Genomic DNA, 20,985 nt, shown 5'->3' with positions numbered 1-20,985 from the left:
CGGATGAAAGCGCCGAAGTCCATCGCCTGGTATGCGCACCGTCTGCGGGCCATGACGCCCGCAGAAATCACCCATCGCCTCACTGAGCACTGGAACCAGCAGACCCAGCCTGCCTTCCTGAAAAAGCTCGAAGGGTTCGATCCCGGCCCGCCTGCTGACAGGCAGCCGCGTTTGCCAGAAAAAGCCGCCGCCTCCATGTCCCTGCGCGCGCATCTGGCCGATAACGCCCGCAAGCTCCAGGCCGGCCGCTGGCAGCTCTTCGGCTGGCGCAACGTGGACGTGGGCTCGCCTCCGTGCTGGCATCGCGATGCCGCCTGCGGTGTCGTCATAGATCCCGACAAACCGGCCCATCGGCTCAACCATCGCCAGCTTCCTGATGGGGCCGATGCCCGCACCATCTGGGAGCTCAACCGCTGGGCCGAGATGACCCGCCTGGCCATGCACGGCTGGCTCAATGACGACGTGGCCGCCATCCGCACCGCCCAGCTCTGGCTGGAGGACTGGACCGTGCGCAATCCCCCGGGCATGGGCATCAACTGGACCAGTCCGCTGGAGGCGGCGCTGCGTCTCATCAACTTTACCTGGTTCGATGCCCTCGTCAGGGCGCAGGGAAATCCCGCCCTTCTCAAAGCGCAGGACGCTCTGGTCCGCAGCATCGTTCCCGTCCATGCCGCCTGGATCTGGCGTTATCGCTCCGCCGGATCTTCGGCAAACAATCATTTGTTAGGCGAGCTCGCCGCCCTCGTCGTCGCCGTTTCCCGATGGCCCGCCCTGGCCGCCATCGCCTGCCCGGCGGAAACCGCCTGGGACCTGCTCGGGCACGAAGTGCTCCATCAGTTCGCTCCGGACGGCGGCTCGCGTGAGCAGGCCCTGCATTATCATCTCTTCGCCTTTGACCTGGCCTGGCTGGCCGCCCGCACCGTCGGTTGCAGGGCAGGGGACGTGCATGACCGCCTGGCCACCGCTGCCGGTTATTTCCAGGCGCTCGCCCATGGGCCGGAACCCTGGGACTTTGGTGACAACGACGATGCCCAGGTCCTCCCCCTCACCCAGGACCGCAGCCAGGCCGCCCAGGAATGGCTCCGCTGGTTTCAGGGCGGTGAGAACGCATTGCATTATTGGTTAGGTTCCCGCCCTGGTCATCCTTCCACCAACCCTGGCCGTCATTTCCCCTTCAGCGGCATGGCCGTCATGCATGAAGACGGCTGGAAAGTCCGCCTGGATGCCTCCCCCCTCGGGTTCGGCGCCCTCGCCGCCCACGGTCATGGCGATGCCCTCCATCTCTCCCTCTGGGACGGTGATGAGGCCCTGCTCATTGATCCCGGCACCGGCGGTTATTATGGCCACCCGCAGTGGCGCATCGCCCTCGCCGCCTGGGATTCCCACAACGGCCCCCTCCCGTCGTCCGGTTTTAAAACCCCCAAACGCCTCGGCCCCTTTCTCTGGTCCCGCCACCATCCCGTCCCCAAACTCGCCTTGGAAGGCCGCACCCTCCTCGCCCAGTTCGATCACGAAGCCCACTCCTTCCAAAGAACCGTTCGTTTTCTAAATCACGGCATCCAGATCACCGACCTCGAAGCCGCCCGCCAGCCTTTCAAACTCCGTCTGGTCTTCAGCCCCAAGTGCCGCCTGATTCCAGCAAGCCCCGGCACGGCTGGGGATTATGTCATCAGCCGTGGCTCGCATTCTTGGGATCTGGCCGTTCAGGGAAAGGGTCTGAACATCAGCCTTGCCGAAATGGCCGTCTCTTCTGCCTATGGCAGCACGACCCCCGCACCCGCACTCAGCATTGAGGTCGCCTCGGGAGATCTCACTTGGCTCCTGAAAAGAAGATCAGAAATAACACAAGGTGGACAGGCATAAAAAGGTGCTTCAAGATGGCAAGATTGCCCTTATGATGTCTCCCGCATTTTACCGATTGGCCCCGCTGGCGAAAAAACTTAGTTCTCTCCTCTTCTGTCTTGCTGTCAGCCATAGTTTGTCCGCTCAGGTACCCCAGGTGCTCAGCTACCAGGGGCGCGTCATCTCCGCAGGAATCAACTTTGATGGAGCGGGCAAGTTTAAATTTGCTTTGGTGGACGGCGGCATGTCCAGCCTTCCCGGCGCACGGGTGGCAACCGCCACCGCCGTGGTGACCTCAGGATTTGTTACCAGCATCGTGGTCAATGATGGGGGTTCAGGTTACCAGTCCGCTCCCGCCGTCTCCCTTGCAGGCGGTGAAGGAGCAGGGGCCAGTGCCAGTGCGATCGTCTCCGGTGGTCAGGTGACGCAAATCGTCATCGTTTCCCCAGGTTCGGGATACACCTCTCTTCCTGAAGTCTCAGTGTCCCCACCCGTCAGCGGCTCGGCTGATATGGTCTATACGACTTACTGGAGTCACGACGGAACCAGCGTCGCAGGCACCGCACCTCATAGCACGCTGACATTACCCGTGACCAAGGGCCTGTATTCTGTGCTGCTCGGCTCCCCGGCTGTTTCCGGCATGAGCAGCATTCCTCCATCCGTCTTTGATCATCCGGAAGTGTATCTGCGGGTCTGGTTTGATGATGGTGTCCACGGCATGCAGTTGCTCAGCCCGGACCAGCGCATCGCTGCGGTGGGTTATGCCATCATGGCCAGCTCCGTGGCCGATGGAGCCATCACCTCGGATAAACTCGCCACCGGGGCCGTGGGTGCCAGCCACCTGGCCGCAGGCGCGGTCAATTCCAGCCACCTCTCCGCCGGTTCCGTGGGAGCTGCCCAGATCGCCAACGGCGTCATCTCCGCAGACAAACTCGTCGCTGGCTCCATCGGCTCCGCCCAGCTTTCAAACGGCGCCGTGACCGCCGCCAACCTCGCCAGCGGTTCCGCCCTGGCCAACCTGCAAGCCAGCGGCCAGTCCGGCGTCACCAGCGGCGGCGTGGTCCTCTCTCCCGTCGAAAACAACACCGCCCTCCTCGCCGCCGGTTACACCAAACTGCCTTATGAAATTCCGACGGACAAATGGGAGAGCCAGAATGCTATTGCCAATCTTAGCTGGATTGCTCCTTCAAATGAAGCAGTATGGACTGGTTCTGAGATGCTTGTTTGGGGAAACAAATACAGCAACCAAGGCTTGCGCCATGATCCCCAAGCTGGAACATGGCAGTTGCTATCTACAGTTGGAGCCCCTCAGGCTAGAGAACAGCATGTGCAGATTTGGGCAGGAAACAAGATGATGGTATGGGGAGGTGAAATTGAAGCACCAACTTCCCCAAGGGTCCGATCTGGTGGCTTGTATGATCCGGCATTGAATGCATGGACTGCCACTTCAGAGGAGGGTGCTCCTGCTCCTAGATATTCACCGACTGCTGTTTGGACGGGTTCCGAGGTAATCATATGGGGCGGTCGAAGTGTCACGAGCGGATATCACAACGATGGTGCCCGATACAATCCTGCCACGAATACATGGTTGCCAGTTTCCACTCAGTTTGCCCCGATAGGCAGATTCGATCATATGGCTGTCTGGACAGGTTCAGAAATGATCATCTGGGGTGGGCAAGATTCAAGCAACCTCCCTTTGGGACAAGGTGCCCGTTATAATCCGACGACCGATCAGTGGCGGCCTATGAATCAATCGGGTCCGTTAAGTTTATCATATGACCTCAACAATGTAGTATGGACAGGTAATGAAATGATCATTGTATCATCGTATGGTTCAGGGGCTTACAATCCAGTAACTGACACTTGGAAATCGTTTTCCAGGAAAAATGAACCTGTTTTTGGCAGGGCATTGGCAGTATGGACTGGTAAAGAAATTTTAGTGTGGAATCATGGGTACGCACAAGTCGGCTCTGGATACCGGTATAACCCTCAAACAGATAAATGGGCGGCAATGAGTCTCCTCGGTTCCCCCCCATCACAATATCATTATACTGGCGTCTGGACAGGTGAGGAATTCATTTTCTGGGGAGTCGGTTTAAATGACAGGAGTTATACGCTAACTCCCGGAGAGCCCATGTATCTATACATGAAACCTTGAATCTGCCGAACTTATTGTTCCGTATGAAATCGCTTCTTCGAAATGAATGGATGTTGCCGCTGATCATGGCGTCAGTTGGGATGAACTTGCCGGCCTCAGCCATGGCATTGGAACGTGAGAGCCAGGCTTATCAGATCGTCACCGAATCCATCAACTCTGGCGGAGGTTCAGGCGGCAGTGCAGATTATCAGCAGGACGCCAGCTTCGGTATTGTCGGAGGCTTATCCACGGCCCCGGCAGGTGAGGCTGGCCTATCCATGATCAAACATGGCTATATCGGCCAGCTATACGAAGAACAGGCCCTGGAAATCTCCGTATCGCCAGAATCCGTTCCTGAAAGAACTAACGGTCAGCTCTCCGTGCTCAAACGGCTGGATGACGATACCTTCCTGGCCGTCGATCCGGAGACTCTCCAGTGGAACGTGATGAGCGGCCCAGTTTCAGCCATTACCGCTGAAGGCGGCTTTACCTCCCAAACCGTCTTCGCCGATACCACGGCAATGGTCCGGGCAGATGTTCCCCACATGAGCGGCGAGTTCTCCTTTCTCGTGACGAATACGGATACCGATGACTTCGGCATCTATGCAGGCGACGGTTTGGAGGATGCCTGGCAGGTGGAGTTCTTCGGAGAAGAGAACTCGCTGGGAGCACCGCACCTGGACCCGGATGGAGACAGCCTTTCCAATGCTCACGAATACTTGGCAGGCACCATTCCAAAGGATCCGGCTTCGGTCTTCCGGCTAAAGGTGCTCTATCCTCCCAATTCAGCGCAACCGGTCCTGCAATGGAAAAGCCTGCCCGGACGTTTTTATGAGGTGCAAAGCTCCAGCAACCTCCTCGAAGAAGATTGGACCAGTCTGGCCACTGTTGAAGGCATAGCTGGCGACATCATCTGGCCCGATCCTCGTCCTGTGCCAATGGCACGCGCCATGTATCGCGTGATCGTTCGGTATTGATTCCATGTGCCCTGCTTCCCTGCAAGGCAGCCTGTTCCGGGTACGTTTGTTAAGCCCAAATTTCCCCATGATCCTCTCTGCCCGCCTTTTCACCTTGTTGTCTCTAATGACCCTCGGCACCCTCCACGCCGAGCCGCAGTGGATATGGTCTTCCAAAAAGGCCGAAGCCAAGGAGAAGGCGACCTTCAAGCACTCCTTCGATCTCAAGCTCACGCCCAAGTCCGCCATCCTCAGCCTCACCTGTGACAACGGGGCCACCGTTTTCATCAATGGCAAAAAGGTGGTCGTGAATGAGGACTGGCAGAGGCCCGTCAAGGTGGATGTCATCAAGTTCCTGGAACTCGGGGCTACCAATTTCATTGAAGTGCAAGCCACCAACAAAGGCGGCAGCGCCGGCCTCATCGCCAAGCTGGAACTGGAAAAACAGCAGGGTGGTGTCGAGGTCATTGAGACGAATGCCCAATGGCAGTCCACCCCGACCGGCCAGACCGATTGGAAGCCCGTCGCCGTGCTCGGCAATTATGGCAGCGGCCCCTGGGGCAAGATCTTCGATGGCAAAGGCAGAGGTGCCTCGAAGAAAGACGCGCCCGTCATCGCCGCCGCCGACATCACGGTCCCCGCAGGCTTTAAAGTCGAGCTCCTGTATTCCGTGCCCAAAGAGGAACAAGGTTCCTGGGTCGCCCTCACCACGGATGACAAAGGCCGCCTCATCGCTTGCGACCAATACGGTAGCCTTTATCGCATGGCCGTCCCCGCCATCGGCAAGACAGAGCTGTTGAAGCCAGAAAAACTGGCCGTGGATTTCGGCAAGGCCCACGGCCTTCTTCATGCCTTCGGCAGCCTGTATGTGATGGTCAATGAGAACGGCAAGGACAACGGTCTCTACCGCCTTCAGGACACCGACAAGGACGACCAATACGACAAGATTGAAAAGCTTGTCACCATGGCCGGAGGCGGCGAGCACGGCCTGCACAGCATGGTCGTCAGCCCCGATGGCAAGCGCATCTATTTCAATGGCGGCAACCACACCGAGCTGCCTGAAGAGCTCAGCAAAAGCCGCCCGGCCAAACTTTGGGATGAAGACCACATTCTCCCCCGCATGTGGGATGCCAATGGTCACGCCCGTGGTCGCATGGCCCCCGGCGGTTTCATTTGCAGCATGACGCCGGATGGGAAAGACGTGGAGCTTTTCTGCTACGGCTTCCGCAACGAGTTCGACATCACCTTCGATCTCAGCGGCGAGCTCTTCACCTATGATGCCGACATGGAATGGGACATCGGCTCCCCCTGGTACCGCCCCACACGAGTGAACCATTGCGTCAGCGGGGCCGACTACGGCTGGCGCAGCGGCAGTGGCAAATGGCCCCAGTATTATCCTGACAGCCTGCCCACCACGCTGGATATCGGTCCCGGCAGCCCGACCGGCGTCGTCAGCGGCAAAGGAGCCAAATTCCCCGCCAAATACCAGCGTGCGGTTTTCATCAACGACTGGACCTACGGCACCATGTGGGCCATCAACCTTCAGCCCAAAGGCGGCAGCTTCCTGGCTGAAAAAGAGGAGTTCGTTTTTGGCAAACCGCTGCCCCTGACCGATGTCATCATCCATCCTCAGGATGGGGCCATGTACTTCGCCATCGGCGGCCGCCGCACCCAGTCCGGCGTCTATCGCGTCAGCTATGTGGGCGAGGAATCCACCGCCCCTGTCCAGGCCCTGCCGCTGGATGAAGAAACCCGCATGCGCCAAACGCTGGAGGCCATGCATCAGGAAGGTGGCGATCCGCAAAAAATCCTCATCGCCGCCTGGCCCTACCTCAGCCACAGCGACCGCCATGTGCGCTATGCAGCACGTGTTGCCATTGAAAAACTTCCCCCGGATCTCTGGCAGGAAAAAGCCCTCAGCGAGCGCCACCCCATGGCCATCATCGAGGCCACCATTGCCCTGGCCCGTGTTAATGGCACCAAGACAGAAGCCCCTGCCACCAAGCCCACTCCAGGTTCCTCCTCACCGGCCATCAGCGATGTCTCTCCAGAAAATATCGAGCTTCAGTTGCGGATGTTGGAGACCTTCAGCCGCCTGGAAGGTGCCGAGCTTAGCCTTAACCAGCACCTCGGCGCGCTGCGTGCTTTGCAGCTTATCTTCATCCGCCTGGGCAAACCCGCCCCGGAAGTTTGCGAGGCCATTCTTGAAAAGCTGGAGCCCCTCTACCCCAGTGAGGACGACAGCATCAACCGCGAGCTTTGCCAGATCCTCATCGCGCTAGGCTCCACCCAGGCCCCTGCCAAAACCATCGCCCTCATGGCCACCGCCAAAGATGACTTCCAGGCCGTCGCCACGGATGCCGTGCTCAGTCGCAATGATGGTTATGCCAATGCCGCCCGCGCCGCCGCAGGCAGCCGCCCGAATGCTCAGCAGATCTCCTACATGTTCGCGCTGCGGAATGCCAAGGCCGGCTGGACGCCTGAGCTGCGCAAAACCTTCTTCTCCTGGTTCCCCCGCGCCCGCACCTGGAAGGGCGGCAACAGCTTCAAAGGCTTCATCGAAAACATCCGCAAGGACTCTCTGGCCACCTTTGTGCCTGAGTCTGAACTCGCCGAAATGGAAGCCATCAGCAGCAAGGTGGAAGGGGCCGACATTCCTAACTACGTCGCCCCCCAAGGCCCTGGCAAAGCCTGGTCCGTGGACGAAGTGGTGGCCCTCACCGCTGGCGGGCTCAAAGGCCGCAACTTCAAGAATGGCGAGGCCATGTACCGCAGCGTCATGTGCGCCACCTGCCACCGCTTCAATGGCGATGGCGGCAGCATCGGCCCCGACCTCACCGGCAGCGGCAACCGCTACACCATGCACGACCTGATGGAAAACATCGTGGACCCCAGCAAGGTTATCTCCGACCAATATGAAAGCCACCAGATCACCAAGAAAGACGGCAGCACCATCCTTGGTCGCATCGTTGTGGAAGAGAACGGCAAGGTCTTCGTCATGGCCAACCCCTTTGCCCCCAACGACCAGCTTGCCATTGATGAAAACGAGATCGCCAGTAAGGAAATCCGCAAAGTTTCCATGATGCCTCCGGGCCTCATCAACGCCCTCAACCAGGACGAGCTACTCGACCTCCTCGCCTACCTCATCAGCGGCGGCAACGACCAAGACAAGGTCTTCAAATAGCTGCCTCCCCCGTGGACAAATTCCCCGTGATACCTTAAACTGGACTAATGACGGCCGCCGTTGAGCACATCAAAAAGGAGATCCGCAGTCTCGGTCCCGATGAGATCGAAGCTCTTCTGCGTGATCTCCAAAACGAGTATGTTCTCCCTCCTGCCGATGATGAAGCCACCTCCATCGAAGCCGAATGGGACGCCGAAATTGACCGCCGCATGCAGGACGTCATCGAAGACCGCGTGGAACTGATTTCAGGAGAGGAGTGTGATCGTGACACCGATGCACTCTTCGCCCGTTAAGAAATAACTCGTCCTGTTTATCGTCCGTGATGGAATGGGAGATTCATCCTGCTGCAAAACTGGAACATGATGATTTGATCACCTTCTTCGCTGGTGTGGATGAATCATTGGTGGTCCAGTTTGAGGAACTGTATCTCCGATGCAGATATCAAATCTGTCAGAATCCCTTCCTGTATAATGTCCGCTGGAAGGATGTCCGGCGCGTTAATTTGACGCCGTGCTTTGGGGAGTACTAAATCGCTTACATGATTTGGCGGGAAAAGGTGGTGATACTCGCTGTGGCCCACGCGAAGCGGCGTCCCTACTATTGGAGTCAGCGGATTGATGACGCCAAAAGTTGGTTTGATGCCTGCTTCGGAGGTTTGGCATCGGTGCTGATGAAGGGTATTTAGCTGGAAGATTACCTCGACAAAAAATATTAGCCGAGTGTAATTTCTAATACCAGAACCCCTTTAAATATGTCCTCATCTCCCACTCCCAAGGAAATCGGCGTCCGCTGGTTTGAAGAAGTCTGGAACCGGCGGAATCTGGACCTGATTCCCCAACTGCTGGCGGAAGATGCCATCGGGCACTTGGAGGGTGGGCAGGAGATTGTTGGCCACATCCCCTTCATGGAGTTTCAGAAGGCTCTTATTGAGGTGCTGCCTGACATTCATGTGGAGATCCTGAATGCGATTTGTGATGGCGATGATGCCTGCGTCCTTTGGCTGGCCAAGGCCACGCATACCGGGAACGGCATGGGGCTGGCCCCGACGGGGAAGGCGGTCTCCTTTCGCGGGACGACGTGGTTTCGGGTGAAGGACGGAAAGTTTGTGGAAGGCTGGGATTGCTGGAACCAGGGCGGACTGATGGCGGAGCTGGCAGGCGGCTGAGAGTTGCTGCAAATGCAGGACCCTCACCCGAGCCTGCGACGACGATTGCCCATCATTATGACGGCGAGGACAAGGAGCAGCAGCCTGGAGGGCTCGGGCACGATGACGGCGGTGAGGGTGATGTCGTTGCCGTCGCCGCCTTGGTAGCTGAGCTGCCAGGAAGAATTATCGGCGTACACATGATGCCAGAAGTCGCCTTCATTCCATAAGGTGCCGCTGGTCTGGTAAAAGGTGCCGTTCACGGGGTTGCTGCCCAGGTTGTTGATGAGGGTGATGGTGCCGTAGGTTGAGGAGGAGCTGAGCAGGGTGCCCCAGTCGAGCAGTTCCAGGGTGCCTGCGGCGGTCACGTCACCGCTGACCTCAAGGGCACTGACCAGGGTAGGTGAGGCTGCGTCTGGGATGAAGGACAGATAGCGTTCATCGGTTCCGGTCATGACCAGGTTTCCTGTCACGGTGATGGAGGCTTCCTGTCCTGAGACAATGAACTTGCTGGGCTCTGCCGTGGTTCCACCTGCATTCAGCAGGAGGTTGCCTCCGATGCTGAGGTCCGCCGTGCCGCCAACAGTCAGCACGGTGCGGCCTGTGCGGAAGTTCAGGTTGTTGGTAATCCCTATGTCACCCCCCAGAAACTCAAGGGTGGCTCCGGGATCGCTGGGAAAGGCGTGCAGATCCATGCTGCCCGTCGAGAGGCTGCCTGCAGTGATGGTGGTGGAATGTGTCCCGCGTGCAATGAGGAAGCTGGACACCTCCACATTGCCGCCGGTCTGGTGGTAGGTGTGGAAGCTGCCGGTGCCGTTGTTGGCACCGAAGTCCAGAGTGCTGGCAAAGACGTCGCCACCTGCCACATTGAAGGTGCCGGTGCCTCCGGCGGAGTTGCCCACGCGCACCATGTTGGTGATATTCAGGGTGCCACCATTGAGATTAAAGGTGCCGTCGGAAGTGCTGGTCTGGCCGATGATGAGATTGTTGTTCGTCTGGTTCAGCGTGCCGCTGTTCATGGTCACGATGCCGGTGCCATTGTCCGCCGCTTCAAAATTATCGCCGCTGATATTCAGAGTGGGGGTGCTGGTTCCGTCTCCGATAATGACAATGGCCGTGCGGCCATTGGCCTCATTTGAATTCACATTCGCCGCATTGGTGAACCCGGTGGTGGCATTGATCGTGCCTTCTATGAACGTGAATGAAGCCTTGCCTGAATTGCCAATATTTAGGGCACCTGCAATGGTGATCGCGTCGGTGGGGTCGGCCATGTCAATAAGCACGGTCCCGCTGGAGCTGTCATTGTTAGACGCGCCGATGTTGATGATGCCAAACTGATGTTGCTGCCCCTCAGCCACGCCGGTGATAGTCAGGCTGCCTTCGCCGCTGCTGCCGACGATGGTGGTGCCGGTGACAATGAGCTGTCCGCCGCTGAGGCTGACGGAGCCCAATGTGCCAGCCTGGGTGGCGATGGTCAGTCCATTGTTGGCATTCAGTACACCGCCACTCATCTGGATGCGGCCGTCGGCATCCGTGTTGGCCGTGTTTCCGATGTCAATGAGACCGGTTACGTTCATGATGCCGCCGGTAAAATTAAGCAGGCCCTTGCCGTTGTTGGAGATGCGGAGGAGGCTGAGGATATTGACCTCGCCGCCGTTCATGTTGAAGGTGGCATCCGATCCCACCCCCTGGCCGATGATCAGATTGTTGGTGAGCTGGTTGTAAGTGCCGCTGTTCATGGTGATGACACCGGTTCCGCTGACGGCGGTTTCCAGGTTGGCACCGCTGATGTTCAGGACCGGTTCTGACAGGCCGTCACCAATGATGAAGGTGGAGATGCGGCCATTGGAGGCATTGGAGTTTGCATCATTGGCCAGGTAGATGCCGTTGCCGGAATTCAGGGTGCCGGAGATGAGTTCCAGGCTGCCTTTGCCGCCATTGCCGACGATGATGCGTGCGGTGTTCACGGCATCTTCCGCATTGGGCATATCAATGACCATGTGGCCAACAGAGGTGTCACTGTTGCTGAGGCCGATGTTGACGGCGCCAAAGGTATGCACTTCACCTGCGGCCACACCGGTGATCTCCACCAGGCCGGTGCCATTGCGGCCGATGTTAGTGGTGCCGGCGGAAACCTTGCCGCCCTGGATGTTCCAGGTGCCGGTGCTGCCTGTGCTGTTGGCCACTTCAGTGGTGGTCAGAACCATGAATCCGTTTTGCAGGGCATAAGTGCCGGTGCCTGATTCGGCGATGTAAAAGGTGCCGGTATTGGTCAGGGTCTGGTTCACATTATTCTGGGTGTAGCTTCCGGTCTTGCCCGCAAGATTGCCCACCCGGAAGGACTGTACGGTGATGTCGCCCTCCACGATCAAGGTGCCGCCGTCCACATAGAGCTGGGCCGTGTCCACACTGGAATCCACGCCTCCGGTACCGCCTTCCACCACGTCCCCATGGACATGCAAAGTGCCGCCGAAAAGATCATACTGCCCGCCTTTGCTGGAGCCTCCGACGCCAAAGATCAGGTTGCCATCCCCATTCACCTGGCCGCCATTCTGGGTGGCCAGTGCAGTCGCTGAACTGCTGCCGATGATGAGATGGGGGCCGGTGCCGTCCAAAGTGCCGTCAGTGATATTCAGCGTGACATCGTCCTCAATGGTGAGCTGGGCGGCAGAGCTGCCGGCGACAGGCGCGACCACGAGGTCTGTGTTGCGTTCGATGACAACCGGGACACCTGCGGACTCTGCACTGAGGATGGCATGGACGGGCAGGCTGTCCAGGCTGGCACCGCTGTAAACCAGATCCGCCTTGGCGGGGTCGGTGGTGGTGTCCAGCGTCCAGTCAGGAGTCAGGAGGGTAGCGGAGTTGACGATGCTGCCGCTGGCTCCCAAAACTTCGAGAATGGTGAAGCGGTCCCCTGTATCGAGGACGCCCGCGCCATCAGGATTGAAAGCGGTGCCGGTGGACCCGGACCATTCGGCATCACTGCCGGTCCAGGTGCCGCTGCCCGTGTTCCAGATGCTGGTGGTAGCCAGGGCGGTGGCGGCATCAGTGAAGGAGGCGATGTCCACCTCAATGTCACCGGCCAGCGTCGCGATGCTGCTGGCTCCTGTGAGCTGAATGGTGCTGAGGCCGCCGCCAAGGGGGGCAAAGCTCAGGAGGTTGCCTGCCGCATGGGTGAAATGGCGGGTGATGCTGAGGCTGCCCAGCGCCCCTTCGATGCGCAGGGAACTGCCAGCGGCTGCCGGGCTGTCGAGCAACAGGTCCCGCCCCACGGACAGGCTGCCGCCGCGTACGAGCACCTGGCTTGTACCGTCGCGGTAGTTCAGGTCCCGGTTGATGGAAAGGCTGGCCTCGTCCGCCATGATCACCTGGGCGCGATGATTTGCCGTGGTGTTATTATGAAGAAGAAAGTCACGGGCGATGCTGAGGGAACCCTGCTGGCTGAGAGATATGGTGGAGAGGATTGCCGCATTAATGACCAAATCGGCATTGCCGCTGACTGTGTTGATGTCTCCACTGTTGGAGACATGGACAGTGCCGGTGCCGCTGATGATTAGGTTAGGCCGGTTTTGTCCTCCCCCATTGCTGCCAACGACCAGGTTCCCGCTAAAGGTGCCCGCCAGTCCAGCGCTGACATTGAGGCTGCTGCCGTTGGCGTTTCCAGCCCCCAAAGTCAGATTTGCTGCCTGGAGAACAGAGGTCTCGTGGGTGACATTGACGATGCCCGGGCTGGCTGCACCGATCTGGGTGGTGCCGGTGCTGGTGACTGTCTGCCCTTCTTTGATGTCCAGTACGCTGTTCTGGCCGGATAAAGCCCCCAGGTCCAGCCGCTGGACGGTAATGTCACCCGCCACATCCAGGGTGCCGCCGCGTATGTAAAGCTGGGCATTACTGGTGCTGACCGCCCGTTCCAGGAGATCGCCCGTGACGGTCAAGGTGACTCCGTTGTATAAGTTCCAAGTGCCGCCCTGGTCACCGCCTGCCGGGTTCTGGCCGAAGTAGAGGTTTCCATTCACCGTCATGTTTCCAGACTGGTCAACCGTTCCCTGGCTGGCACCGCCGACATAAACATCGGCATTGACGGTCAGCCCGGCACTTCCCAGGATTTCCAAATGGGCGGCTGAAGCGGAGCCGATGAAACCGGAGTTGACGGAATTTGAGATGATGAGGTCTGTATTGCGGACGATTTGGGCGACCGTCCCGTCGCTGCCGGCCAGCACTGCCCGGACGGGGCCTGCGCTGAGGCTGGCATCGTTGCTGATGATGACGGTCCCGGTGCTGCTGCCATTGTCCACCAAAGTCCAGCCGGGGGTGCTCAGAGTGACGACACCCGTGATGGGGGTGGCGGAAGATACCACTGTCATTTGGGTGTTTGCTGTGAGTGTGTAGCCTTCTGGCTGACCGGCATCCCAGGTGGTGAGGGAAGCGCCCCATTCCCCATCCCCACCGATCCAGACGGATTCATAAGCAGGCAGGCTGGTGGCTGCGCCAAAAGCCGTGACATCCAGCACGAAGGTGCCGCCGGTGAGGTTGGCGGCTGCCGTCTGGATGGCATTGATGCCATAGGCATTGGGCCGGGCGGTCAGTGTGCCGTTGGCACCAAGGCTGAAGCTGTCGAGCTGTGAACTGACTGAGACTGCCGGTGAGATGCCCTGGATGATGAGTTGTCCGGCAGTGCCTGCGGTGCCGACGTTCAAAGCGGTGACGCTGCCACCATCGCGGATACCTGCGCGCACATCCAGGAAGCCGTTGTTGATGTTGACCGTGGTGTCCACCCCGGCGCTGCCGAGCGTCATGCCTGCAGCAACGGTGAAAGTCTGGGTTTGCACATCTCCCTGCGCCGAGGCGGCGGAGGTGAGGTTCATGACCAACGAGGAGGTCAGGGCTTGTGCGGTGCCGACATGGAGGGAGCGGGTGCTGATGTCCCCTCCCTCAATGATGAGCTGGCTGCCGTTATAGTTAATGCTGGTGGTACCGGGGCCTTCGGTGATGTCCTGGCTGGTGGTCAGCATGCCGCCATTCAGGTTCAGGACTGCACTGGCCTGTTCATGATTGGTCATGTTGACCGCGCGGGCGTTGATGCTGCCACCGTTCATGGTGAAGATGGAATCACCGGAGTTCATGTTGATGTCTCCGGTGGCATTTAAGGTGACCGTGCCGCCATTGAGAATCATTTCTCCCGATGAGCCGAGGCTTTGAGCAATGACGATGTTGTTGGAATTGATGTTGATGAGGGCATCGGCATTCACCGTGAGCTTGCCGCTGCCAGCGCTCCCCACTTCCAAATTCCCGCCCGAGGTATTTAGAATGGCATCGCCGGTTCCGATGCCATCTCCTATGGTGGCTTCGCCCGTCGCGTCTTGACTGCCTTCGCCAAGGTAAAAGCCTCTGGCTGCGGTGATGCTGCCCTCATCCAGCAGGAGGGTGCCGGAGGAGCCGGTCCCTTGGCCAATGATGATCTCCCCATCCGCTCCGGCGTTGTTGGAAGCAAGCGTGCCGCCATTGATGATTTGCAGAAGACCGGTGGTTCCTGCTGTGGCAATGAGGGTATCCGCCCCGTTGCCATTGCTGTCATTGATGGTGAGGGCTCCGCCGCCGCTTCCGTCAATGATGAGGGTGCCATTGCTGCCGAAGCCGATGCGCAAGGCATTGATAGTGCCGCCATCACCGGAAAGGGTGGCGGTATGGCCATTGATGACATTGGCCCGGTCGGCCGTTCCTGGGAGGGTTCCGCTGCTCCAGTTGGCAGTGTTTAGCCAGTCGCCAGTGGCGGTAAGATTGATCTCCAGCGCACAGGAGCCATGAGGGAGGAGCAGATAGATGGAAAGCAGGGAGCTGAAGAGGATGGGCAGATGCGCGGAGAAACGCAGCCTATGAGCGCAGGTATTGGAATGGTTGGTCATGGGCAGACAGCGGGACAGGATTCCGCGAAACGGGACTCCTGAGATGGGTTGGAAATGGGCGGGGGTTGGGCCCTATTTCCTAACTCCCCCAACTGTCTTATCTATGCTCCAAACAGGTTTATGAATGGCTAAAGCATCTACCTGTGGCAGTTAACGATCTATTTACCGAGGGTTCGATAAATGACACAGAAAGAGGCTGATGCCTGCTAATTCACCTGTTTTATAAAGCCAGGTGACCCAAGGCCAGGAGGCCGTAATAGGTATATTCAGGGTCAAGCGTGTCGTCGGTCCAGTTGCCGTGGAAGCCGCCTTCGGCGCTCCAGAGGCTGTCCACAAAGTCGAGGCAGGGTTCGCGGACGCGCTCGATGGCGGCGTCGTTACCCGACAAAGCGTGGAGGGCGACGGCGGTGGAGAGGAGGTCCGGGATGGGGGCGCCGGGGATGGCCAGGAACCCGCCGCCGGGCAGGCATTGGCGCACCAGCCACTCGACACTGGCCGGGGGAGCGGGCATCTGCAGGTGGCGGTAGAGGGAGAGCATGGCGGAGGTGGCCGTGGTGGAGCCGAGGCGGATGCCGGGCTCGTTGGACCACGCGCCATCGGGCGTCTCCAGGCTGTCCATGCAGAGGGCGATGTTCATGGCATCCGGCGGCAGCAGGCCGAGGTCCTGGTAGCCGCCCCAGGCGATGAGGCAGCCGTAGGCGCTGCCGTTCTTGCGGCCGGGGGCCTGGTGGTAGCCGCCGTCCGGGGTGCGGTAGGCTTCGATGCGTGCGGCCAGGCGGCAGCGGGAGGTTTCAGGGAAGCCGTCTATGCCGATGCCGGCCCAGCAGCGGGCCAGGCAGCAGAGGTGGACGAAGTCCAGGCCTTCGCCATCGCCATAGTGGCCTAACCATTGGCGTATCAAATCCACTGGAACCGTGGCTTGCAGAGCCATCAGGCCTTCCATGCCGAAAACGGTGTAATAGAGGTCCGGCTTGCCGTCGCGGTCCATGAAGCCGCCGCCGGGATGCTGGCGCGAGTTAAGGAAGGCGGTGACCAGTTCGGCGGATTCCCCCAGGAGCTTGGGAGCCACCCGGGCGACCTGGAGCATTTCGAGCCGGAAGGACATGCGCGTGTTTATCCGGCAAAGGCCACGCTGGGCACGCCCTGGGCACCGGGACGGCAGACGAAGAGGCGGCCGGCGGTGTCTTCTTTGAGGTCACCTTTGACACCGGTCGTGACGTAAAGGTCGCGCAGGTCCGGGCCGCCGAAGGCGCAGGCGGTTGTTTCCACGCAGGGGAAGTCTATTTGTTCTACCACCTTGGAGGAGGCGGGGTCAAAGCAGACAACTTTGGCCCCGTGGCAGAAGGCGATCCAGAGGCGGTCTTCGCTGTCAATGGTCATGCCGTCCGGGCTGCTGGAGTCGTCGCTGGTGTCCCAGATGACACGTGCGTGGCTAATGCCGGCGGTGGTGAGGTCAAAGTCAAAGGCACGAACCTTTTTGCTCGGAGTGTCGATATAAAACATCGTCTGGCCATCACCGCTCCAGATGATGCCGTTGGAGTTGGTGACGGGGCCGAATTTTTTGGTGACCGTGAGGTCGGTATCGAGGCAATAGAGAGAGGCGTTTTGGACTTTCTTCAGGTTGATGGTCCCGGCCCAGAGGCGTCCCAAGGGGTCGCACTTGCCGTCGTTGAAACGGTTGTCCAGCAGATCGGGCTCAGGATCGGCGATGGGGGTGCTGACGCCGGTTTCCTCGTCCAGGAAAAAGAAACCCTGGTCCCCGGCCCACACCAGGCCGCCCTGCTCGCGGACGACGACGGTGCCGACACGCTGGCCGACATCCCAGATCTTTTCTGTGCCAGTGGCGGGATCAAAAGCCAAGATCTTGTGGGTTTCGATGTCCACATACAGCAGACGGCTGCGGTTGGCGTCCCAAAGGGGGCCTTCGCCCCAGACAGAAGTGTATTGGCCGACAGTTTCAGGTTGGATCATGGGAAGGTGATAGCGGGGAGGGGATGGCAGGTCAAGGAACGGGGGAGGGATTTATCCGGGAGGAAATCGGTACAGGCTGGCGAACTGGGGGTATGAGGGGCAGTTTTGAGGGATGCGGTGGAATGAAGGTGTTCTAGGGGCTTGCTTGGAGCAAAGAAGCAGATCATGGAACGGTTTCCCGCGAGGCGCGGAAAACGGCACGCGGGACGCGCGCGCTCCAGGAAGAGGCGGGCAGGAGTGCCCACCGTACTTTCAGCGCATCTTGCGGGAGGGAGGGAAACGTTCCATTTTGTACATCATCCAACCCTGTGCCTGACCCCCGATCCAAACCTGACTTGATGGCGAAGCTGCGCGACGTGCCCCACACGCCGGGGGTGTATGTGATGCGGGACCGGCTGAACAGCGTTATCTATGTGGGAAAGGCGCGGGATCTGCGGAAGCGGCTGTCGAATTACTTCACCCCGGCACGCTCAAAGCTGGTGGACAGGAAGACGCGTGCACTCATCGCGAGCATTTGGGATTTTGACATCCATGAGGTGCGCAATGAGCCGGAATCGCTGCTGCTCGAGGGTAAGCTGATCAAGGAATTCCGGCCGAAGTACAACATCAGCTTTCGCGATGACAAACGCTTCCTGATGGTACGAGTGAACCTGCAGGATGACTTCCCTAAATTCACCCTGACGCGGATGAAGCGGGACGACGGGGCACGTTATTTCGGCCCCTTTGCCCATTCCGGCGCATTGCGGACGACGCTGAACTGGCTGAACAAGAAATTTGGCCTGCGGGTGTGCAAGCCGATCCGGCCGGATGAGCTGACGTACAAGCACTGCTCCAATGACATCATCAAAAACTGCTCAGCACCCTGCATCGGGCGGGTGACGATTGAGGAATACCGGCAGCGCATGGAGCAGGCCTGCTCGTTCCTGGATGGAAAGGGGACGAAGGACCTGGTGGCGCTGCTGGAGGAGGAGATGCAGAAGGCGGCCATGAAGCTGGACTTTGAGAAGGCGGCGGAACTGCGCGACATGGTGGAGGATCTACGCAAGACGCTGAGCCCCACGCGCAGCTTTCAGCGTGGCAGCCGCATCCGCGTGATGTCCACGCTGGACCCGATGGCGGACGTGAAAGAGCTGCAAGATGCGCTGGGGCTGGGCAAGCCGCCGCTGGTCATGGAGTGCTTTGACATCGCCAACATCGGCACGGCGCACTGTGTGGCGAGCATGGTGCGGTTTAAGGATGGGGTGCCGGACAACTCGAACTACCGGCGCTACCGCATCCGCGCGGTGACCGGCCAGAATGACTTCATCAGCATGGCGGAGGTGATCCGGCGGCGGTTCTCCCGCATTCTGTTGGAAGGGCGGGAGGTGATGGGTGCGGAGGAGGCGGACTTCTCCCAGGAGACACCGCTGGAGATGATGCGGCGGCTGGAGCAGGTGGTGGAACTGGAGGGAGATGCGGTGGCGGAAACGGATGCGGTGAATGAGATGCCACCAGCTGCCAAGGCGTCAGTGACGAAGGATAAAAAGACGAAGTTCATCCGCCTCCCAGACCTGGTCATCGTGGACGGCGGCAAGGGGCAGCTCGGCATGGCGATGAAAGAACTGCACCGCCTGGGCCTGGCGGATCTGCCCATCATTGGCCTGGCAAAAGAGCGGGAGGAAATCTACCGCCCGCATGAGCCTGACCCGCTGGTGCTGCCGCATGAAACGGGCGCACTGAAGCTGCTGCAGCGCATCCGCGACGAAGCGCACCGCTGGGCCAACGGCTATCATCAACTTTTGTTAGGCAAGCGGGTGGAGGAAAGCCTTCTGGATGACTGCCCGGGCGTGAGCCAGGCACGAAAGGCGACACTGCTGAAAAAATTCGGCTCCGTGGCGCGGCTGCGCAAGGCGACGGCGGCGGAGGTGGCCACAGTGCCGGGCATCAGCACGACACTGGCGGAGACCATCATGGACTTTTTGAAGTCACGGGAGGGGTAGGGTTCAATGGGATTCGCCGTTTATCAGGATGAGAATGAGAGTCGGGACGGTTTGAAAATTGGCTTGAATGCAGGGGCGGGTTTGATGTGGAATGGGGCATGGCCAAAAAATCTCCGTCGAAGTCGAGTGTGAAGGCAAAGAAAACACCTGCATTGGTGAAACCGGTTTCTGAGGAGCCGGGGTTGGTGGCTAAGGCGGAGGAAATGGTGCAGACGGTTCTTGGAACGATGGCGGGTGTTGTGGAAGGGATCGGCATCCTGGTGACGGGCACGGAGGAGGAGAAGAGGGCCAAAGCAGCGGCGGCCAAGAAAGCAGCGAAGAAGGTCGCAAAGAAATCTCCAGTTGCGAAGAAGGCGGAGAAGAAAGTTCCAGTGAAGAAGGCGACGGCCAAGGCGGCAGTGACCCAGGCACCAGCTAAGAAAGCGGTGGTTAAAAAGGCCGTGAAGAAAGCTGCAACGAAGATCGCCAAGAAGGGCACTAAGAAGGGTGCAGGCGTGAAATGAAGCCCTCCAGTTCAGTCTTTTCCCGCCATTCATGAGACTGTGGTTTTATTGTTTTATGATGGCGGGTCTGCTGGAGGCAGAGGTGCCTGGCACGCCTGCTTTCCCTGGGGCGGAAGGAGCAGGGAAATGGGCAAAGGGTGGGCGCGGGGGGATCGTCATCCCGGTGACGAACCTGGAGGATGACGGACCTGGCAGCCTGAGGGCGGCGGTGGAACGGAAGGAACCGCGCACGGTGATCTTTCGGGTGTCCGGCACGATTGAACTGAAGACACCTTTGCGCATCCGTCATCCGTTCATCACGATCGCCGGGCAGACGGCACCGGGGGACGGGATCTGCCTAAAGGGGCAGGAATTCCAAATCGGGCCGACGTATGATGTCATTGTCCGTCATTTGCGCTGCCGCCCGGGTGACAAAACTTCCGGGGCAGGAGAGATGGATGCCATCAGCCTGTACTCAGTGAGGGACGTGATCATGGATCACTGCTCGGCCACCTGGAGTACGGACGAATGCTTTTCAATCACCCGCAATTCTGACCGTGTGACCGTGCAGCATTGCCTCATCGCGGAGGCGCTGACGAGCCATGCTTTGGGGTCGATCATCGGGGCGTATGAAGGCCGGATTTCCTTTCTGAACAACCTATACGCCAGCAACCGTGCCCGTAATCCAAGAGTGAGCGGATACCAGGCAGAAGCGGGGCGCGAGGAGTCGCGGGGACCGCAAGTGGACTTCCGGCACAATGTGATCTTCAACTGGTATTCGGGGGCGGGTTATACGGGAACAGGCAAGGTCACGGAGCGGGAACGGATCGCCATGAACTATGTGGGCAACTATCTCAAACCGGGCGCGGATACCCTGGCGTCCTCACGGGGCAAGGCGTTTACGATCAGCCAGGGGGCGACGGCGGAACTTTATATGGAAGGCAACCGGCTGGATAAGCCGCAGCAAGTCCTGACGACGCAGGCGGATCTGCTGCGGGTGAATCCTGGCAGCACGCTGATCCTGCGCGATACGCCGCTGGATTTTGAGTCGCTGCCGGAGAGTCCTGATGCGGGGGTCACTTATGAGCGGGTGCTTGAAAATGCGGGGGCGGTGAAACCCCAGCGTGACGCGGTGGACGAACGCATCATCGCCGGGGTGCGTGATGGGACGGGCCGCCAGCGGGTGACTGTGGAGGAGGATGTGTGGCCGCTTTTGAATGGAGGCGATCCCCTGCCAGACCAGGATGGTGACGGCCTGCCCGATGCCTGGGAAAGAGCGCACGGGCTGGATGAACGGGACGCGAGAGACGGGGCCAAGGTGGCGGGCCCAGAGGGCTGGACCCATTTGGAAGTGTGGCTTAACAGCTTGTGATACGCAGGTGTCGTT

General features: G+C 59.4%; 12 protein-coding genes. 9 read left to right on the top strand and 3 right to left on the bottom strand.

Going from position 1 to position 20,985, the window contains the following annotated elements; genetic code table 11:
* The first annotated feature begins 3 nt into the window (after nucleotides 1-3).
* The 6 genes from WJU23_RS06545 (at nucleotide 4) to WJU23_RS06520 (ending at nucleotide 9,284) form a co-directional block, all read left to right on the top strand.
* On the top strand, nucleotides 4-1,863 hold the full coding sequence (locus tag WJU23_RS06545) for an alginate lyase family protein (protein WP_346331741.1): 1,860 nt from the start codon (nucleotides 4-6) through the stop codon (nucleotides 1,861-1,863).
* Nucleotides 1,864-1,894: 31 nt separating this feature from the next.
* Entirely contained in the window at nucleotides 1,895-4,000 is a 2,106-nt protein-coding gene (locus WJU23_RS06540; protein WP_346331740.1) for a hypothetical protein, read from the top strand.
* Nucleotides 3,997-4,956 carry a hypothetical protein gene (locus WJU23_RS06535; RefSeq protein ID WP_346331739.1) on the top strand — a complete coding sequence of 320 codons (960 nt, stop codon included), beginning with the start codon at nucleotides 3,997-3,999 and terminating at the stop codon, nucleotides 4,954-4,956. The genes WJU23_RS06540 and WJU23_RS06535 overlap by 4 nt, the downstream gene beginning before the upstream one ends.
* A gap of 67 nt (nucleotides 4,957-5,023) precedes the next feature.
* Nucleotides 5,024-8,119: a c-type cytochrome gene (locus WJU23_RS06530; RefSeq protein WP_346331738.1), complete on the top strand. Its 3,096-nt coding sequence runs from the start codon at nucleotides 5,024-5,026 to the stop codon at nucleotides 8,117-8,119.
* Between the two features lie 47 nt (nucleotides 8,120-8,166).
* The gene (locus WJU23_RS06525) at nucleotides 8,167-8,412 is read left to right on the top strand and encodes an addiction module protein (protein ID WP_346331737.1); all 246 of its coding nucleotides are present in this window, start codon (nucleotides 8,167-8,169) and stop codon (nucleotides 8,410-8,412) included.
* A gap of 458 nt (nucleotides 8,413-8,870) precedes the next feature.
* On the top strand, nucleotides 8,871-9,284 hold the full coding sequence (locus WJU23_RS06520; RefSeq protein WP_346331736.1) for an ester cyclase: 414 nt from the start codon (nucleotides 8,871-8,873) through the stop codon (nucleotides 9,282-9,284).
* A gap of 23 nt (nucleotides 9,285-9,307) precedes the next feature.
* Here the strand turns inward: WJU23_RS06520 and WJU23_RS06515 are convergent, their stop codons facing one another.
* The 3 genes from WJU23_RS06515 to WJU23_RS06505 all read right to left on the bottom strand — a co-directional run bounded on the left by WJU23_RS06515 (nucleotide 9,308) and on the right by WJU23_RS06505 (nucleotide 17,137).
* Entirely contained in the window at nucleotides 9,308-15,166 is a 5,859-nt protein-coding gene (locus tag WJU23_RS06515) for a PEP-CTERM sorting domain-containing protein (RefSeq protein WP_346331735.1), read from the bottom strand.
* Between the two features lie 220 nt (nucleotides 15,167-15,386).
* On the bottom strand, nucleotides 15,387-16,271 hold the full coding sequence (locus WJU23_RS06510) for a prenyltransferase/squalene oxidase repeat-containing protein (protein WP_346331734.1): 885 nt from the start codon (nucleotides 16,269-16,271) through the stop codon (nucleotides 15,387-15,389).
* A gap of 8 nt (nucleotides 16,272-16,279) precedes the next feature.
* Nucleotides 16,280-17,137, bottom strand: a complete 858-nt coding sequence (locus tag WJU23_RS06505) for an SMP-30/gluconolactonase/LRE family protein (protein ID WP_346331733.1) — start codon at nucleotides 17,135-17,137, stop codon at nucleotides 16,280-16,282.
* A 308-nt stretch (nucleotides 17,138-17,445) separates the two neighbouring features.
* Between WJU23_RS06505 and WJU23_RS06500 the strand changes: the two genes are divergently transcribed.
* From WJU23_RS06500 to WJU23_RS06490, 3 genes are all read left to right on the top strand, one after another.
* Nucleotides 17,446-19,116 (top strand): excinuclease ABC subunit UvrC, encoded by a 1,671-nt coding sequence (locus WJU23_RS06500; protein ID WP_346331732.1) that lies wholly within the window; start codon nucleotides 17,446-17,448, stop codon nucleotides 19,114-19,116.
* A gap of 98 nt (nucleotides 19,117-19,214) precedes the next feature.
* Nucleotides 19,215-19,619, top strand: coding sequence for a hypothetical protein (locus tag WJU23_RS06495; protein WP_346331731.1), 405 nt, complete (start codon nucleotides 19,215-19,217; stop codon nucleotides 19,617-19,619).
* 31 nt (nucleotides 19,620-19,650) lie between these two features.
* Nucleotides 19,651-20,970, top strand: a complete 1,320-nt coding sequence (locus tag WJU23_RS06490; RefSeq protein ID WP_346331730.1) for a pectate lyase — start codon at nucleotides 19,651-19,653, stop codon at nucleotides 20,968-20,970.
* The last annotated feature ends 15 nt before the right edge of the window (nucleotides 20,971-20,985 follow it).

It is taken from the genome of Prosthecobacter sp. SYSU 5D2, assembly GCF_039655865.1.
In the GTDB taxonomy this organism is placed as follows: domain Bacteria; phylum Verrucomicrobiota; class Verrucomicrobiia; order Verrucomicrobiales; family Verrucomicrobiaceae; genus Prosthecobacter.
Note: the sequence above shows the minus strand (reverse complement) of the source record. Positions and strands in the feature narration are given on the sequence as shown.

Excerpts from the sequence above, each read along its gene's own strand:
- WJU23_RS06545 (WP_346331741.1), top strand. The coding sequence starts at position 4 with ATGAAAGCGCCGAAGTCCATCGCCTGGTATGCGCACCGTCTGCGGGCC.
- WJU23_RS06540 (WP_346331740.1), top strand. The coding sequence starts at position 1,895 with ATGATGTCTCCCGCATTTTACCGATTGGCCCCGCTGGCGAAAAAACTT.
- WJU23_RS06530 (WP_346331738.1), top strand. The coding sequence starts at position 5,024 with ATGATCCTCTCTGCCCGCCTTTTCACCTTGTTGTCTCTAATGACCCTC.
- WJU23_RS06525 (WP_346331737.1), top strand. The coding sequence starts at position 8,167 with ATGACGGCCGCCGTTGAGCACATCAAAAAGGAGATCCGCAGTCTCGGT.
- WJU23_RS06520 (WP_346331736.1), top strand. The coding sequence starts at position 8,871 with ATGTCCTCATCTCCCACTCCCAAGGAAATCGGCGTCCGCTGGTTTGAA.
- WJU23_RS06515 (WP_346331735.1), bottom strand. The coding sequence starts at position 15,166 with ATGACCAACCATTCCAATACCTGCGCTCATAGGCTGCGTTTCTCCGCG.
- WJU23_RS06510 (WP_346331734.1), bottom strand. The coding sequence starts at position 16,271 with ATGTCCTTCCGGCTCGAAATGCTCCAGGTCGCCCGGGTGGCTCCCAAG.
- WJU23_RS06505 (WP_346331733.1), bottom strand. The coding sequence starts at position 17,137 with ATGATCCAACCTGAAACTGTCGGCCAATACACTTCTGTCTGGGGCGAA.
- WJU23_RS06495 (WP_346331731.1), top strand. The coding sequence starts at position 19,215 with ATGGCCAAAAAATCTCCGTCGAAGTCGAGTGTGAAGGCAAAGAAAACA.
- WJU23_RS06490 (WP_346331730.1), top strand. The coding sequence starts at position 19,651 with ATGAGACTGTGGTTTTATTGTTTTATGATGGCGGGTCTGCTGGAGGCA.